12 protein-coding genes are annotated in these 14,884 nt (G+C 60.7%); 7 read left to right on the top strand and 5 right to left on the bottom strand.

Going from position 1 to position 14,884, the window contains the following annotated elements:
• Positions 1–12 precede the first annotated feature (12 nt).
• Genes proC through AC2FMD_RS15230 form a run of 3 tightly spaced genes read left to right on the top strand, consistent with a single transcriptional unit; the run spans position 13 to position 2,109 of the window.
• On the top strand, positions 13–828 hold the full coding sequence (gene proC, locus AC2FMD_RS15240; RefSeq protein ID WP_496711252.1) for a pyrroline-5-carboxylate reductase: 816 nt from the start codon (positions 13–15) through the stop codon (positions 826–828).
• Entirely contained in the window at positions 821–1,159 is a 339-nt protein-coding gene (locus AC2FMD_RS15235) for a tRNA-binding protein (RefSeq protein ID WP_496678576.1), read from the top strand. The genes proC and AC2FMD_RS15235 overlap by 8 nt, the downstream gene beginning before the upstream one ends.
• Positions 1,159–2,109, top strand: a complete 951-nt coding sequence (locus AC2FMD_RS15230; RefSeq protein ID WP_496795213.1) for a 2-hydroxyacid dehydrogenase — start codon at positions 1,159–1,161, stop codon at positions 2,107–2,109. The genes AC2FMD_RS15235 and AC2FMD_RS15230 overlap by 1 nt, the downstream gene beginning before the upstream one ends.
• Here AC2FMD_RS15230 and AC2FMD_RS15225 read toward each other — a convergent pair.
• Entirely contained in the window at positions 2,106–2,684 is a 579-nt protein-coding gene (locus AC2FMD_RS15225; RefSeq protein ID WP_496678572.1) for a thymidine kinase, read from the bottom strand. The genes AC2FMD_RS15230 and AC2FMD_RS15225 overlap by 4 nt on opposite strands.
• Before the next feature lie 368 nt (positions 2,685–3,052).
• Here AC2FMD_RS15225 and AC2FMD_RS15220 point away from each other — a divergent pair, with 368 nt between their 5' ends.
• Positions 3,053–3,514, top strand: a complete 462-nt coding sequence (locus tag AC2FMD_RS15220; protein WP_005981593.1) for a hypothetical protein — start codon at positions 3,053–3,055, stop codon at positions 3,512–3,514.
• A gap of 88 nt (positions 3,515–3,602) precedes the next feature.
• Here AC2FMD_RS15220 and AC2FMD_RS15215 read toward each other — a convergent pair whose 3' ends face one another.
• On the bottom strand, positions 3,603–4,727 hold the full coding sequence (locus AC2FMD_RS15215; protein WP_496711250.1) for a beta-ketoacyl-ACP synthase III: 1,125 nt from the start codon (positions 4,725–4,727) through the stop codon (positions 3,603–3,605).
• A 165-nt stretch (positions 4,728–4,892) separates the two neighbouring features.
• On the opposite strand from AC2FMD_RS15215, the gene AC2FMD_RS15210 reads away from it, so the two are divergent.
• The 3 genes from AC2FMD_RS15210 to AC2FMD_RS15200 are packed head-to-tail and all read left to right on the top strand — an operon-like array spanning position 4,893 to position 9,453.
• Positions 4,893–5,360 carry a MarR family winged helix-turn-helix transcriptional regulator gene (locus AC2FMD_RS15210; protein ID WP_496795212.1) on the top strand — a complete coding sequence of 156 codons (468 nt, stop codon included), beginning with the start codon at positions 4,893–4,895 and terminating at the stop codon, positions 5,358–5,360.
• Positions 5,357–6,394 carry an efflux RND transporter periplasmic adaptor subunit gene (locus AC2FMD_RS15205; protein ID WP_496743049.1) on the top strand — a complete coding sequence of 346 codons (1,038 nt, stop codon included), beginning with the start codon at positions 5,357–5,359 and terminating at the stop codon, positions 6,392–6,394. Before AC2FMD_RS15210 ends, AC2FMD_RS15205 begins: the two co-directional genes overlap by 4 nt.
• Positions 6,395–6,405: 11 nt before the next feature.
• Entirely contained in the window at positions 6,406–9,453 is a 3,048-nt protein-coding gene (locus AC2FMD_RS15200; protein WP_496743047.1) for an efflux RND transporter permease subunit, read from the top strand.
• Between the two features lie 621 nt (positions 9,454–10,074).
• Here AC2FMD_RS15200 and AC2FMD_RS15195 read toward each other — a convergent pair.
• The 3 genes from AC2FMD_RS15195 to AC2FMD_RS15185 are packed head-to-tail and all read right to left on the bottom strand — an operon-like array spanning position 10,075 to position 14,670.
• Entirely contained in the window at positions 10,075–12,102 is a 2,028-nt protein-coding gene (locus AC2FMD_RS15195) for a caspase family protein (RefSeq protein WP_496743045.1), read from the bottom strand.
• A gap of 15 nt (positions 12,103–12,117) precedes the next feature.
• The gene (locus AC2FMD_RS15190; protein WP_496687264.1) at positions 12,118–12,765 is read right to left on the bottom strand and encodes a hypothetical protein; all 648 of its coding nucleotides are present in this window, start codon (positions 12,763–12,765) and stop codon (positions 12,118–12,120) included.
• An 18-nt stretch (positions 12,766–12,783) separates the two neighbouring features.
• A complete protein-coding gene (locus AC2FMD_RS15185; RefSeq protein ID WP_496743044.1) occupies positions 12,784–14,670 on the bottom strand; it encodes a CHASE2 domain-containing protein in 1,887 nt (628 codons plus the stop codon).
• Positions 14,671–14,884: the final 214 nt, after the last annotated feature.

The following is a 14,884-nucleotide window of genomic DNA, read 5'->3' as shown; positions in this document are numbered from 1 at the left end:
GGAGGGGCGATCATGGACATGTCACGCGTCGCAGATCAGGGGCTGGTGCTTCTGGGATGTGGCAAGATGGGGTCGGCCATGCTGGCCGGCTGGCTGGACCACGGATTGCCCGCCGCCTCGGTCTGGGTGGTCGACCCGAACCCCTCGGATTGGCTCAGGGCGCAGGGGGTCAACCTGAACACTGCGCTGCCCGAATCCCCAGCGGTGGTTCTGGTGGCGGTCAAGCCGCAGATGATGGGTGATGCGCTGCCGGCGATCCAGGCGCTGGGCGGGGGCGGCAGCCTGTTCATCTCGGTCGCCGCGGGGACCCAGATCGCCAGTTTTGAAAAAGCGCTGGGCGCGAATACGCCGATCGTGCGCGCCATGCCCAACACGCCGGCGGCGATCCGGCAGGGCATCACCGCGCTGATCGGCAACAATCATGCCTCGGAGGACGACATGATCTTGGCCGAGGGCCTGCTGTCGGCCGTAGGCCAGACGGTGCGCCTTCAGGACGAAGGCCAGATGGATGCGGTGACCGGTCTCAGCGGTTCGGGTCCGGCCTATGTGTTTCACCTGATCGAAACCATGGCCGCCGCCGGTCAGGCCAACGGTTTGCCCGCCGATCTGGCGCTGCACCTGGCCAAGGCCACGGTGGCCGGGGCCGGGGCGCTGGCCATGGCGGCCGAGGAAGACCCCGCGCAGCTGCGCATCAACGTCACCTCGCCCAACGGCACCACGCAGGCCGCACTCGAGGTGTTGATGGACCCGGAAACCGGCTTTCCGGCGCTGCTGAAGCGCGCCGTCACCGCTGCCACTGAACGCTCGAAGGAGCTGTCGCATGAGTGAGATTTCCTTCGACGATTTCCTCAAGGTCGATATCCGCGTGGGCGAGGTGATCCGCGCCGAACCTTACCCCGAGGCGCGCAAGCCCGCGATCAAGATGTGGATCGATTTCGGTGAAGAGATCGGCGAACGCAAGACTTCGGCCCAGGTCACCGCGCATTACAAGCCGGAAACGCTGGTGGGCAAACAGGTGCTGGCGGTCGTGAACTTTCCGCCGCGCCAGATCGGCCGGTTCATGTCCGAGGTTCTGGTGCTGGGCCTGCCTGACGAAAACGGCGAGATCGTTCTGATCGGACCCGACGGCAAGGTGCCGTTGGGCGGGCGGATGCACTGATGAAATTGTGGATCACCCGCCCCATGCCGCCTGCGGTCACCGACCGCGCCCGCACCGAGTACGGCGCCGAAATCCGCGACAGCACCGCGCCGTTGGACCCCGACGAGTTGCTCTATGCCCTGCGCGCGTTCGACGTTGTGATCCCGACGTTGGGCGACCTGTTTTCCGCCCGCGTGTTCGAGCAGGTGCCCCAGCCGCGCTGCCGGCTGCTGGCCAATTTCGGCGTGGGCTTCAACCATATTGACGTGGCCGCCGCGCGCGCGGCCGGGGTGCAGGTCACCAACACGCCCGGCGCGGTGACCGACGCCACCGCTGACATCGCAATGACCCTGCTTTTGGCCACGGCGCGCCGCGCGGGCGAGGGCGAACGGTTGGTCCGGTCGGGTGCGTGGCAAGGCTGGCACCCGACCCAGATGCTGGGCCATCATGTGACGGGCAAGCGGGTCGGCATCGTCGGCATGGGCCGGATCGGGCAGGCCATTGCGCGGCGCTGCCATTTCGGGTTCGGCATGCAGGTCGCCTATCATTCGCGCAGCCCGAAGGCGCTGGACTTTCCCGCGGACTGTGCTTCTGATCTTTCTGGGCTTGCCTCGGCAGTCGATTTCCTGGTGATTGCGGTCCCCGGTGGGGTCGAGACATTCCACCTGATCGACGGCGCGGTGCTAGCGGCGATGCGCCCCTCGGCCATCCTGATCAACATCGCTCGCGGCGAAGTGGTGGACGAGACCGCGCTGATCCATGCGCTTCAGGCGCGTCAGATCGCCGGGGCGGGGTTGGATGTCTATGAGTTCGAGCCCGCCGTGCCGGAGGCCCTGCGCGACATGGAAAACGTGACCTTGCTGCCGCATCTGGGGACCGCGACCGAAGAGGTGCGCACCGACATGGGGCACATGGCACTGGACAACGTGGCGGCCTTTGTTGCGGGGCGTCCGCTGCCGAACCCGGTCTAGGCGCCCACAGCCTCACGCCAGTGTCTGCGGCACAGCGAGACATAGGTCTCGTTTCCGCCGATCTGCACCTGCGCGCCTTCGGTAATGGCGCGGCCATTTTCGTCCTGGCGGATCACCATCGTGGCCTTGCGCCCGCATTTGCAGATGGTGCGCACCTCGCGCATTTCATCCGCCAGCGCCAGCAGGGCGGCCGAGCCGGGAAACAGCTTGCCCTGGAAATCCACCCGCAACCCATAGGCCAGCACCGGCACGTTCAGGTCATCGACCGCGCGCGCCAGTTGCCAGACTTGGGTTTCGGACAGAAACTGCGCCTCGTCCACGAAGACACAGGCCACCGGCCCTTGGTCCAGCCGGTCGCGAACCATTGCGAACACGTCATCCTCGGGGCGGAACGTGTCGGCCTGGGCCGAAATCCCGATCCGCGAAGCGATGCGCCCCATCCCTGCACGTCCGTCGATGGCGGCGGTCATCAGATAGGTGTCCATGCCACGCTCGCGATAGTTGTGCGAGGCCTGCAGCAACACTGTCGATTTGCCCGCGTTCATGGTTGAGTAGTTGAAGTACAGCTTGGCCATGGCCCGGGTCTAATCGGACGCGTCGGCGCGGGCAAGCGGTCAGTTCCGGCCGCGATGCCGGGGGAAGGTCGACGCCGCCGTTGCGGTTGCAGAGGCAGAGCTTGGCTCTTGGGGATGGATTACCTCGTGCACGCAACAGCGACACCGCCGGTCGCAATTCGACCGAACCTTTCGCAAAGCCAATCAGATTGGCTTTGCTTGTACTCATTACCGGCTGAATATTGCCGCCACTCACTCAGATATCCCTTGGTTCTTCGAGGGATGGCAAACTTATGGCATTTCAAAGATTATTCCTGTATGGGAATTATTCCTACCCTTTCCCCGGAGTGGACAGCCGGGAGGGCAATGTCGAAGACTCGGGGAAGAACATGGCGGATATCGGGCCTTATCTGAAGAAACACACCGAAGCCCTGGTCAAGGATGTCGGCATCGAGGCGGCATGCGAGATCACCGGAAAGTCGAAGGCAACTCTGGGCCGGTATTATTCGGACAATCCCGAGCACGCCGACAGGTTCATGCCCGTCGATGCGGTGGCCCGGCTCGAGGCGGTCGCGACCTATCCGCATGTGACCTCGGCGCTGGCCGATCTGAAGAACATCACCCTGTCCTATGACGAGCGAAATTCACAGCGCAGCCGCACGGGCGGTGTCAACTCGGACGTGATCGCGCTCAGCCAGCGTTTCGCTATGCTGATGACTGAATACCAGTCGGCGATCGAGGATGGGATCATTACCGTGAACGAGGCCAAGCGCCTGCTGAAGGAAACCTCGATGCTGCAGCAGGTGCTGATCGAAATGAAGCTGCATCTGGAAGAAGAAAGCGTCAGCTAACGTCCGTCTGGGCAGGTTGCGCCCGACACCTTTCATGCCTGACGTGACGGAGCGGCTCGTTTGGACCGACCTTGGCGGAACGGCCCCTCTAGGCGTGGCGTTTGACGAGGACGGACCCCACCGAATACCCCGCCCCAAATGAACAGATCAGGCCGATGTCACCATCCTGCAGGTCGTCGGAGTATTTGGAGAACGCAATAATCGATCCGGCCGACGAGGTGTTGGCATAGTCCTGCAGGATGTTGGGCTGTTCGCCCGGCTCAGGTTCGCGGCCCAGGACCTTCTTGCCGATGAAGTCGTTCATCGTCTTGTTGGCCTGATGCAGCCACAGGCGCCTCAGATCGCTGCTTTGGATGCCTTCGGCGGCCATGTGGTCGCTGATGTGCTTGCTGACCATCGGCAGCACTTCTTTGAACACCTTGCGTCCGTTCTGCATGAACTGCATGTCGCGGCGATCCTTCAACCCGTCGGGCCGGGTGCGCCGCAGAAAACCGTTGTTGTTGCGGATGTTGTTGGAAAACTCGGTCGCGCAGCGGGTCGACAGGATCTCGAAATGCGGGCCTTTGGCATCCTCGATCCGTTCGATCAGAGTCGCCGTGGCCACGTCGCCGAAGATGAAGTGGCAATCCCGGTCGCGCCATTCCAGGTGCCCCGAGCAGATCTCGGGGTTGACCACCAGCGCCGCCCGCACGGACCCAGACCGGATCATGTCGGCTGCCGCCTGGATGCCGAACGTGGCCGAGGAACAGGCCACGTTCATGTCGAACCCGAACCCGGTGATGCCCAGCTCTTTTTGGATTTCGATGGCGATGGCGGGATAGGCCCGTTCATGGTTCGACGCGGCACAGATCACCAGATCGACATCCGCCGCCGTCCGCCCCGCTTGGGCCAGCGCCTTGTTGCAGGCGTCCAGTGCCATCTCGGTCATGATGCCCGGCTCGTCATCGCTGCGCTGGCGCAGCAGGGGGTGCATCACCTCGGGGTCCAGCACGCCGGTCTTGTCCATGACGTACCGGTTCTCGATGCCGGATGCCTTGACGATGAACTCTTCCGAGGAATGCTGCATCGGCTCCATCTCGCCGGCGGCGATGGCCTCGGCATTGGCGGCGTTCATCTTGTCCGCATAGGCGTTGAAGGCTTTGACCAGCTCGGCGTTGGTGATGACGTTTTCGGGCGTGAAAACACCGGTACCGGTGATTGCGGGCGTATACATGTCGGGTCCTGAACGTTTCGGATTCGCCCAAAATGCAGTCACAACGCCCCCAGATCAAGAGAGGTTGACCCAAGGGAATCAAGCGTGGAAACCAAACTTTAACTTCAAGTCTTGAATAGTTCATTAGTTGAAGTATATGACCGCCTGATCCGTGCGGAGAAGAACATGACGACAGAAATCGGCCAGCGGCTGTCCAGCCTGACGCCCGAGATCCAGGCGATGATGGGCGTCTATGCGTTGTACTGGAAGCTGGAAGAAAGCTTTGCCAGCATCGAAACCGACCTCAGTCAGCAGGAATGCCACATGCTGGTCAAGCTGGACCAGCCCAAGCGCATGGGCGTGCTGGCGGCTGACATGCTGACCGTGCCGTCGACGATCACCGCCACGGCGGACGCGTTGGAGCGCGCAGGCTATCTGACCCGTCAGTCCGACCCCAGCGATCGCCGGGCCTGGCTCCTGGTGCTGACCGACAAGGGAACCGAGACCCGTAACATGCTGGTTGCCACCGCCGGAGAGCTTTTTCGCAGCGCCTCTGGCCTGAACGACGCTGAAACCGCCGAATTTGCCCGACTTGCCTGCAAGATCCGTACCAACATTTTGAAAACGGGAATACCCGAGGGACTGACGAAATGAAGCTGCTGACTTCTCTGGGTCTTGCCCTGGCCTTTGTGGCCACGCCGATCGCCGCGCAGGAAGCGGTGAAACCCGTGAAACTGATGGTGGTGCAGGAAACCGCCCCTGGTTTCTCGCGGCAATTCTTCGGCCGTGTGGCTGCGCGCCAGACCGTGGACCTGGCGTTTCAGGTGGGCGGCCAGATCTTGGAACTGCCCGTCAACGAAGGCTTCGAGGTTCCCAAGGGCGGCCTGATCGCCCGGCTGGATCAGGAGCCGTTCGAGCTGGCGCTGGATCGCGCCAAGCTTCAGAAGGAACAGGCCGACCGCACGCTTGCGCGCCTCTCGCGTCTGCGTGGCACCACCGCCAGCGAGGTCGCCGTCGATGATGCCGAAACCGCCGCGCAACTGGCGGCCATCGCCGTGCGCGACGCCGAATACAACCTGGAACATGCCACCCTGACTGCGCCATTCGATGCACTGGTTTCGCGGCGCGAGGTCGAGAATTTCACCACCGTTTCGGCCGGCACCCCGATCGTGCGCATCCATGACATGTCGGAACTGCGCATCGAGGTGGACGTGCCCGAAATCCTGTTCCAGCGCACCAGCCAGGAGGATGGATTCACCATCACCGCGAAATTCCCGGCCAGCGATCAAGTGTTCCCGTTGGAAATCCGCGAATTCGACGCCGAAACATCCAGCGTCGGTCAGACCTTCCGCATCCAGTTCGGCCTGACGCCGCCCGAAGGGCTGCGGATACTGCCCGGATCATCGGTCACGGTGAACGTCAAAGTCGATGACAAACGCACCGGCATCATCGTGCCCCCCACCGCCATCGTGTCCGACGCCGAGGGCAATCTTGGCGTGATGGTGTTTTCGCCCGTGGGCGCCGACGAAGGCACCGTCAAATGGGTTCCGGTCACGGTCGAGCCCACCCAATCGGGCGACGTGCGGGTGCTGACCGGCCTTTCGGATGGGGATGAGATCGTCGTCGCGGGCGGCGCGGTTCTGACCGTCGGGCAGACCGTCCGGCGTTTTGCCGGCTTTGCCAACTGAAGGGGGCGACGATGAATATCGCACGCGCCTCGATCGACAGGCCGATCCAGACTTGGCTGATCATCCTGGTCACCTTGCTGGGCGGCATCTGGGGCTTTTCCGCGCTGGGCCGGCTGGAAGACCCGGCCTTTACCATCAAGAACGCCGTCATCATCACCAGCTATCCCGGCGCAACCGCCGAGCAGGTCGCAGAAGAGGTCTCGGAGCCGCTGGAATCCGCCATCCAGCAGATGGGCGAGGTCGATGTCATCACCTCGGTCAACCGCCCCGGCCAGTCGCTGATCGAGGTCGAGATCAAATCCACCTATGACGGGTCCGAACTGCCCGACATCTGGACCCGCCTGCGGGCCAAGGTGCGCGATGCGTCGCGCGGTCTGCCCTCGGGGGTCAGCGCGCCGTTCGTCAATGACGGGTTCGGCGACGTGTTCGGCCTGTTCTATGCCGTCACCGCCGAAGGGTTCACCGACGCGGAAAAACACGAACTGTCCACCTTTCTGCGCCGCGAATTGCTGACGGTCGAAGGCGTGGCCGATGTCGAGGTGCAGGGCCTGCCGGACGAGGCGATCTTCATCGAGCCTGACCTTGCCATTTCGGTCAACCAGAACGTTCCGCTGACCGCGATCAACGAGGCTATCGCCAACGCCAACTCGGTTCAGGAATCGGGTACCCTGCGGGCCGAGGATCACCGCACCACGATCCTGACGGCGGACGGGTCCGACAGCGTGTCGGAAATCGCCGGGCTGTCGGTCGGCTCGCAAGGGCAGGTGATCAACCTGTTCGACATGGCCAATGTCTATCGCGCCCGCCAGACCGATCCCGACATCCTGATCCGCTTCAACGGGGTCGAGGCATTCACCCTAGGCATCGCCGGCCTGTCGACCGAGAACATCGTCGAGGTCGGCAAACGCGTCGACGCCAAGCTGGCCGAACTGGACGTGGAAATCCCCGCCGGGGTGGAGATTCTGCCCATCTACCAGCAGCATGTGGTGGTCGAGCAGGCCTCGAACGATTTCCTGGTCAACCTGGCCATGTCGGTGGCCATCGTGGTGGTGGTGCTGGGCATCTTCATGGGCTGGCGCGCGGCCGTCGTCGTAGGATCGACCTTGCTTTTGACGGTGGTGGGCACACTGCTGTTCATGGCGGTGTTTTCCATCGAGATGGAGCGCATCTCGCTGGGCGCGCTGATCATCGCGATGGGGATGCTGGTCGACAACGCCATCGTGGTGGCCGAAGGGATGCAGATCGCGATGCTGCAGGGCAAGAACTCGCGCGATGCCGCAGACGAGGCCGCCTCCAAGACCCAGATCCCGCTGCTAGGGGCCACGGTCATCGGCATCACGGCCTTTGCGGGAATCGGGCTCAGCCCGGATGCGACGGGCGAATTCCTGTTCTCGCTGTTTGCGGTGATCGGCATTTCGCTGCTGCTCAGTTGGGTTCTGGCGATCACGGTCACGCCGTTGTTGGGGCACTATTTCTTCAATCAGGGTAAAGAGGGAGGGATCGACGCATACAGTGGCCTTCTGTTCCGCCTTTATGGCGCGACGCTGGCCTGGGCGCTGCGGTTCCGCTGGCTGGTGGTGGCCGGGCTGGTGGGCATCACAGTGGCCTGTTATGCGGGTTTCGGGCTGATGAAGCAGCAGTTTTTCCCCAACTCGAACACGCCGCTGTTCTTCGTGCATTACAAGCTGCCGCAGGGCACCCCGATCGACCGAACGGCCGCCGACATGGCCGTGTTCGAGGACTGGCTGGCCCAGCGTGACGACGTGGTCTCTGTTGCGACATTCGTGGGGCAGGGCGCGACGCGCTTCATGCTGACCTATTCGGCCGAAAAGCCGAACCCCAGCTATGGGCACATGATCATCCGCACCGAAACGCTCGAGGACATCCCCGCGCTTCAGGCCGAGCTTAAGGCCTTCGGTTCGGCCCGGTTCCCCGAGGGCGAGTTCCGCACCAAGCGCCTGGTCTTCGGCCCCGGCGGCGGCACCCCGATCGAGGCGCGGTTCTCGGGCAGCGATCCGGTCGTGCTGCGGCGACTGGCCGACGAGGCGGTGCGGCGCATGTCAGAGGCATCTCCCAACGCGCTGGACGTACATCACGACTGGCGCGAGCAGGAATTGGTGCTGCAGCCGATCTATGCGACCGAACGCGCCCAGACCGCCGGCGTTGCCCGCGAGGACATTGCCGCGACGCTGCAATTCTCGACCGATGGCATCACCGGCGGCGTGTTCCGGGAGCGCGACCGTCTTATCCCCATCATCCTGCGCCGTCCGGCGGACGGAGACTATTCGATCGTCGATCAGGTGGTGTATTCGGACCAGTCCCAGAAATTCGTACCTATCGAGCAGATGGTGGACGGGTTCCAGTACAAGGCGCTCAACACCCTGGTGCACCGGCGCGACCGGGTGCTGACCATCACAGTGGGCGCCGATATCCCCGCCGATCTGACTGCCGCGGAAGTGCATGCCGAGGTGCGCGATGCCATCGAATCGATGGACCTGCCGCTGGGCTACAAGCTGGAATGGGGTGGTGAGTTCGAGGATTCGGGCAAGGCACAGGCGAGCCTGGGCAGGCAACTGCCGCTGAGCCTGCTGATCATGGTTCTGATCTCGGTGCTGCTGTTCAACGCAATCCGGCAGCCGATCATCATCTGGCTGCTGGTGCCGATGTCGGTGAACGGTGTGGTGATCGGGCTGTTGGGTACGGGGCTGCCCTTTACCTTCACCGCGCTTCTGGGTCTGCTCAGCCTGTCGGGTATGCTGATCAAGAACGGCATCGTGTTGGTCGAGGAAATCGACCTGGTCCGTGCCACCGGCAAGCCTCTGCGCGAGGCGATCATCGAGGCCTCGGTTTCGCGACTGCGTCCGGTAATGCTGGCGGCGATCACCACGATTCTGGGCATGGCGCCGCTGCTGACCGACGCCTTCTTCGTGTCGATGGCGGTCACAATCATGGGCGGCCTGGCCTTTGCGACGGTCCTGACCATGGTCGCTGCGCCGGTATTCTACCTGTTGTTCTTTTCACGCGAAGAACAACGCAGGCTGGCGGCGCAGGCGGCATAGATCGTAATCGAAAGGACCTCGGGTGCATTGCAAGCGCCTATCGAGGGGAGGTCGGACGGATCAGCCGGCCTTCGGGCTGGCTGATTTCAGCGCGACATCAAGCTTTGCGTATTGGGTGCAAACGCCCAGCGACGTCTGGCAATAATTTCGGGATCGCGCGAGGCCCCGTCGACTGGAATAACGCCGCAATCGGGGGCGAAAGGTTGGACCAGAGCAGACCAGCCAAGACCGCCTCATTCACGAAAAAAACCGCAGGTGGCCGGACAGGTACTTCATGGATCAACCTCCTGCAGTTGTTTCTTTATTTAGATGCAGGAGAGTTCTCGGTTCTCGGGGACAAACGTCAGGTTATGCTCCCCGCGCGCTCTCTGCTTTGAGGTCACTGCGCTTTGCGCCTTCCCATGACGGGTTCCAGACGGGCCATCTGCTCGTCGCTCAGCCGGAATCGATCTGACATGTTCACCGCTTGCTTTGGGTGCGATGAATCATGTTGCACGGCGGAAATCAATGGGTCCCGAGCCTAAGGGGAGGGGGTATCTGAAATTAGCCAAGGACTGGCAAGTTGCCCACCAAACCGAAGGCCAACACTTTCGCAGTCAGCCAATGCTCGGATGCTCAGTTTCACTTTATCTCGATGATGAGTTGGCGGGAGATAAAACGGCTTGGCATCCATCCTACTCGGCCAACTCGGTGTGCGTTTCTTGATAATCTATCGACGGGAACCAGCATCCCATACATCGCTTCGGCGTCCTTGAGCGAAGGTTGCCCAGGCGCCCAGTTTTCCAATGTCAAATCCGAACCTGAGCGCCAGCGCCATCCCAACGGAGTCTTGGTCAACCCGATCGCGGGCCCGTAATTGTTTTTTATGCTCGACGCTTGAGCAGTCCAAAGTTTTTGATCGAAACGAACCATATCAACTACGAACTCTTCTTCCTCCTTCGTTTCGATTTCGACGAGTTTGCCACCGACTTCTCTGAGATACGCGTCCAGGTCAGGTTCTCCGATCGTGGTACCGAGATCTACGGCCACGTACAGACTCCCTTGGAAAAAACCGTAGATTAGGGGCTTTCGCTTGAAAGTGCGGACGACTCTGGCAAGCCTAGCATCGTTTTCCAGAATCCCTATTGCCTCGGGATCAACAGGTCGAGCTATCGCCCCCGAAGTGGAAAAAAGGCCGGATGCGGGGGTGTCGCTGTCAATTTGGCCAAGGGCGGCCAAGGTCGCACGCGTTGGCAGTCCTGTCTTCGGCAAGCCCAGCGCAAGTTGAACCTTCTCGATCGCCCCGATGGTCCGTGGACCGATCTGACCGTCAATTTGCCCGATATCGTTCCCCCTGGATTTCAGTGCCCACTGCATCTCGGACACCAGCTTCTTGGGCAGATCGAGCATTTCCAAGCCGAGCCTTCGCATTTCCGCATTCATGACTTCACCGTCTCGGATCGTGCGATACCGTCCGTAGGCTCGGGCTTGAAGATCGTCAAAGAGGGCCTGCTCTTCGCGCACAATCGCGCTTTTGGATAGCCTTCCGGCCGGGAAGCGCTCAAAATAGAGTGCCCAGCCGCGTGGAGAGGCAATTTTTTCGGCAGCAGCATAGGCGGTCAGTTCATTCTGAATGTTAGAGGCCGATTTTTCAACGTCACTCTTGGGTGGTGCGGCGGCAGTACGGGTGAGTTCTTCGTGCTTGCGCACAGCCAAACGAACCAGGGGGTGTGCCTCATGAACACCAAACCGTTCCAGAAAAGTTTGCCAGGCACCTATAGAGCCATCTTGATCCGCATCAGCGAAACCCGCTGCGATTTCTTGTCCAATGGAGGGCGCTTCCGGAACTGGAGTCATTGCTGCGACCTGAACCTCTGGCACCAGAAAAATGTCCTCGCCCGGAAGCGAACCGTAGGTAAACGGCTCTTGATACCCGTCGGTTGACCGATAAACGGAATCGCGGATCTTGCGAAACATCTTTCCAATCTCAAGCCCTGGCTCCTCGATATGGGCAAGAAGCGCCTCGGCATAAGGGCTGTTTCGCCCCTCGCCATCCAGCGCCAAGGTTCCACCCCGTGCCGAGTAGCCCACCAGTACGCCACCGGGATCAATCCGCCCAAGGCCCTGCCCGACCGAGCGGGTCGCCGAGGTTCGGAGCATGTCGGTCAGGAACGGGTTATTTCTGCACGCATCCACCAGGACGACCTTGAGAGCCGACGTATCGGCCACCGCATTGATGACCGCATCCAGCCTGATCGCCTCGAACTCTACGTCCCGGTCGCTTCGGAGTTCGGCGTTTACAGGGATCAAGTAGTTGGTCTTGTCGATTTCCACGCCATGACCAGCGAAGTAGACAAACACCATATCCGCGTCTTGAGCTGTTTCGGCAAAATCCCGAATCGCAAGACGCATCTCGCGATAATCCAGATTGAGGCCGGATGTTACTGCAAATCCGATTCTTTCTAGTGCCTTCGCGATGTCCTCGGCGTCATTGGCCGGGTTTCCGAGGTTGCTGACGAACTCATAGTCGGAATTGCCGATCACAAGTGCGACGCGTTTTTCCGCCGCAGCCACCGATGGAAGGATGGAAGCGAGTAGCAAAAACCATGCGGCCAGACGAATAAATTGTCTCTTCCTGGCTGAAGCCTTCGACAGAAACTCGAGTCTCATCTTTGCTTTCCCGTTTCAAAGTCCTGCCGATTGCAGAAGCTGCGTGAAACCGCTGACATCCTGCACGCGGACACGACCCGAAAAGTCGATATCGGTCAGGTATCCAAGCGCATCGAACCAGATGCCTGCTGATGCCGCCTCTGCTGCGTTCCCAAGGCGCGGTCCGCTACGCTCGATCAGGCTGGTTGCTCGCTCTACGACTTCGCGCGTTTTGCCATCGGCCAGATAGATCGTGATCGCATGGATTCGCCCCGGCTCCAGATCTCTGTCGCCCCTTGCCATGTCGAGCCCGTAGAGTCCGGGGCGGAAACGTGCGTTTTGGGCTGTCCCGGCAACCCGCACCCCTTCCTCCAGCAAGGTGACCTCGGCTTGCATGATACCATCAAATGGTTCCGTCAACTCCCAGACGACAAGAGGGCGGCTTTCAGAAGATAATCCACCTCCGTCGGGAGCAATCACACGAACCCGCTTGCCAGAAACCTCGAGATCTCGGGTGCCCGCGCCAACGCGGTCGGCTGGCACGCCCGAGGCCGGAGGAACGAAAACAACTGTAGTTTGCTCTTTGGACTCGTTAGCCTTCTTTGATTCCGCTGTGACCGAGGCTGCGCCGACAAAAAACGTCGCAACAGCCAAAGCAGGAATAACCAAGAAGTCGAGTTTCATCGAAACACCCGATGTCGGTTACCGAATTAGTCCCGCGATCGTATAAATCCGATGGGTTGTCGTTTTGTCGTCATGCAGAAGAGTGCCTGCGGGCGAGCACTCAGCAAATCCATCCAAAAGGAGCATAAATTCTTCGCTGCAGCATATCGTAACAGGCTGAATTTGTCGACCTTCCAGCGTCTTGGCATAAGCTTCGATACGAGCCGCAACATTGACCGCATCCCCGACCAGATTGTAGCGCATCGAGCCCTTTCGCCCGATCGTCCCGCCAAAAACCAGCCCGCTGTGAAGCCCAATCCTCATGGCATATGGCCAGCGAACACCGTCTGCCGAGTTGAGTCGTGCAACCGTCTCGCGCATTTTGAGGGCGCAAGCGCAGGCTGCGCGGGCATCATCGGTCAGTTCTTTGCCGCTCTCGCGGGCCAGGGGCGCACCGAAGGCAACCAAGATGCCATCACCGGTGAACTTCTCGACAAATCCACCGTGGCAAGCGGCATCTTCGCTGAGAGCGTCAAGCAGCGTACCAATCCAAGCAAGGTAGGCATCAGGTTCAGCTTTGCCGCCCACCGTCGTAGCGCCGACCACATCGGCGAACAGCAAACTCACCTGCAATCGCCGCGGGATCGTTTCGCCCTTGGAGAGTATGGATGCCCGCTGGTTCCAGATTTCCTGCGCCAGTTCCGGCGACAACTGGCTTTCAAAGAGCTGAGACATGACGCGACGTTGTTGCCGCGCACGTGAAGCCACAAAGATGAACGTCAGCACAAAGGCCGTGATCCACGCGGCGGTAACCGGCACAGCGGGCAACCAGAGGTGCCAGTTCAACGAGAATGTCATTCCTCCCAACAGTCCAAGGGCCCCGGCTCCGCCAAGCAGGATTGCCAAGACCGGGTTCCGGAACAGGACAACGATCCCCGAAGCCAACACACTGGCAGCAACAACCATGAAGCCCTGGATCCAATGTGGTAGGTCCGTTATCGGGCGCAGTCCGTTTTGCACGTGGTCAATCAATTGCTGGACCAATGCCGCGTGAACCTGAAGCCCGTAGACATATTGAGTTCCAGAATTCCTGTTCAGCGGTGTAACGAAATGATCCTTGATCGAATCGCTGATTAGTCCGATCAGAACCACTTTCCCCCCCAAATCGGTTTCGCCTTCCAGCAATTCCCTAGCGGACAGCATCGGTGCCACAGGCAGGCGCTGGGCAAAATGAGCCATGATTTGATAGCCACTTGCGTCCAGCCTGGCATAGCTGCCGAAATCCGAGTTCAAAGGCGGCACGGGTATGTTGCCCAGCTTCAAAACCTGGGGGTTGTCGGGCCACGGGGTCAGTTCGGCGATGCCCAAAGCGGAGAATGCGAGTTGGAGTGAAAAAGAGTATTTCAACGTTTGGCCATCGTTCACCAGAAGCAGCGAGCGACGCGCCACGCCGTCACGGTCGACTGGCACATCGGCAAATCCGAATGAGCCCCTTTTCAAAGAGACATCTGGCGGCGTGATAACGAAGTCGCCTGCATTCCCCAGCTTGCCGATCGTCGTGACACGCGGATTTTTCAGTACCGCTTCCAACTTAGCGGCACCAGGTTCGACCGGGCGCTCGCGAAGGATGTCCACACCCACCACTTTCGCGCCTGCCCCCAAAGCGGCATGTATTAGCTGGGCTAGTTGCTCATCACTGATCGGCCATCCCCATTTAGCGAGTTCATTGTCGCGGACGGCAACTATTGCGACGTCGGGCGTGAGATCGGACGATGCAGCTTGTGAAGTGGCAAAATCATAATGGGCGAGTTCAACAGGCTCGAGAATGCCTGTGCCGCGCGCCAGCAACGTCAAGCCCGAAACAATTGCAGACACGCAAGTAACAAGAGACAGCCCTGCTATTTTCGAGAACAACGTCAACTGCATAATCTAATTCGGCCATTCAAACTCAAGCCAAGACTACAACAGTTTTGCAATGCTGCTAACCGACTTGAGCTACTGGCTAATCCTTGGACGGTGTCTGGCGTGTTTTTGGCTTCTCTCTCTCTCTCTGCTCCTGACGATCGGGTTGATTTTCGTCTTGTCTCAGGCAATGGATCATCGCTGGAGGTTTTACGCCAAGGGCGGAATGGGCGCGCGT

Source organism: Ruegeria sp. BHSC276, assembly GCF_059612945.1.
Note: the sequence above shows the minus strand (reverse complement) of the source record. Positions and strands in the feature narration are given on the sequence as shown.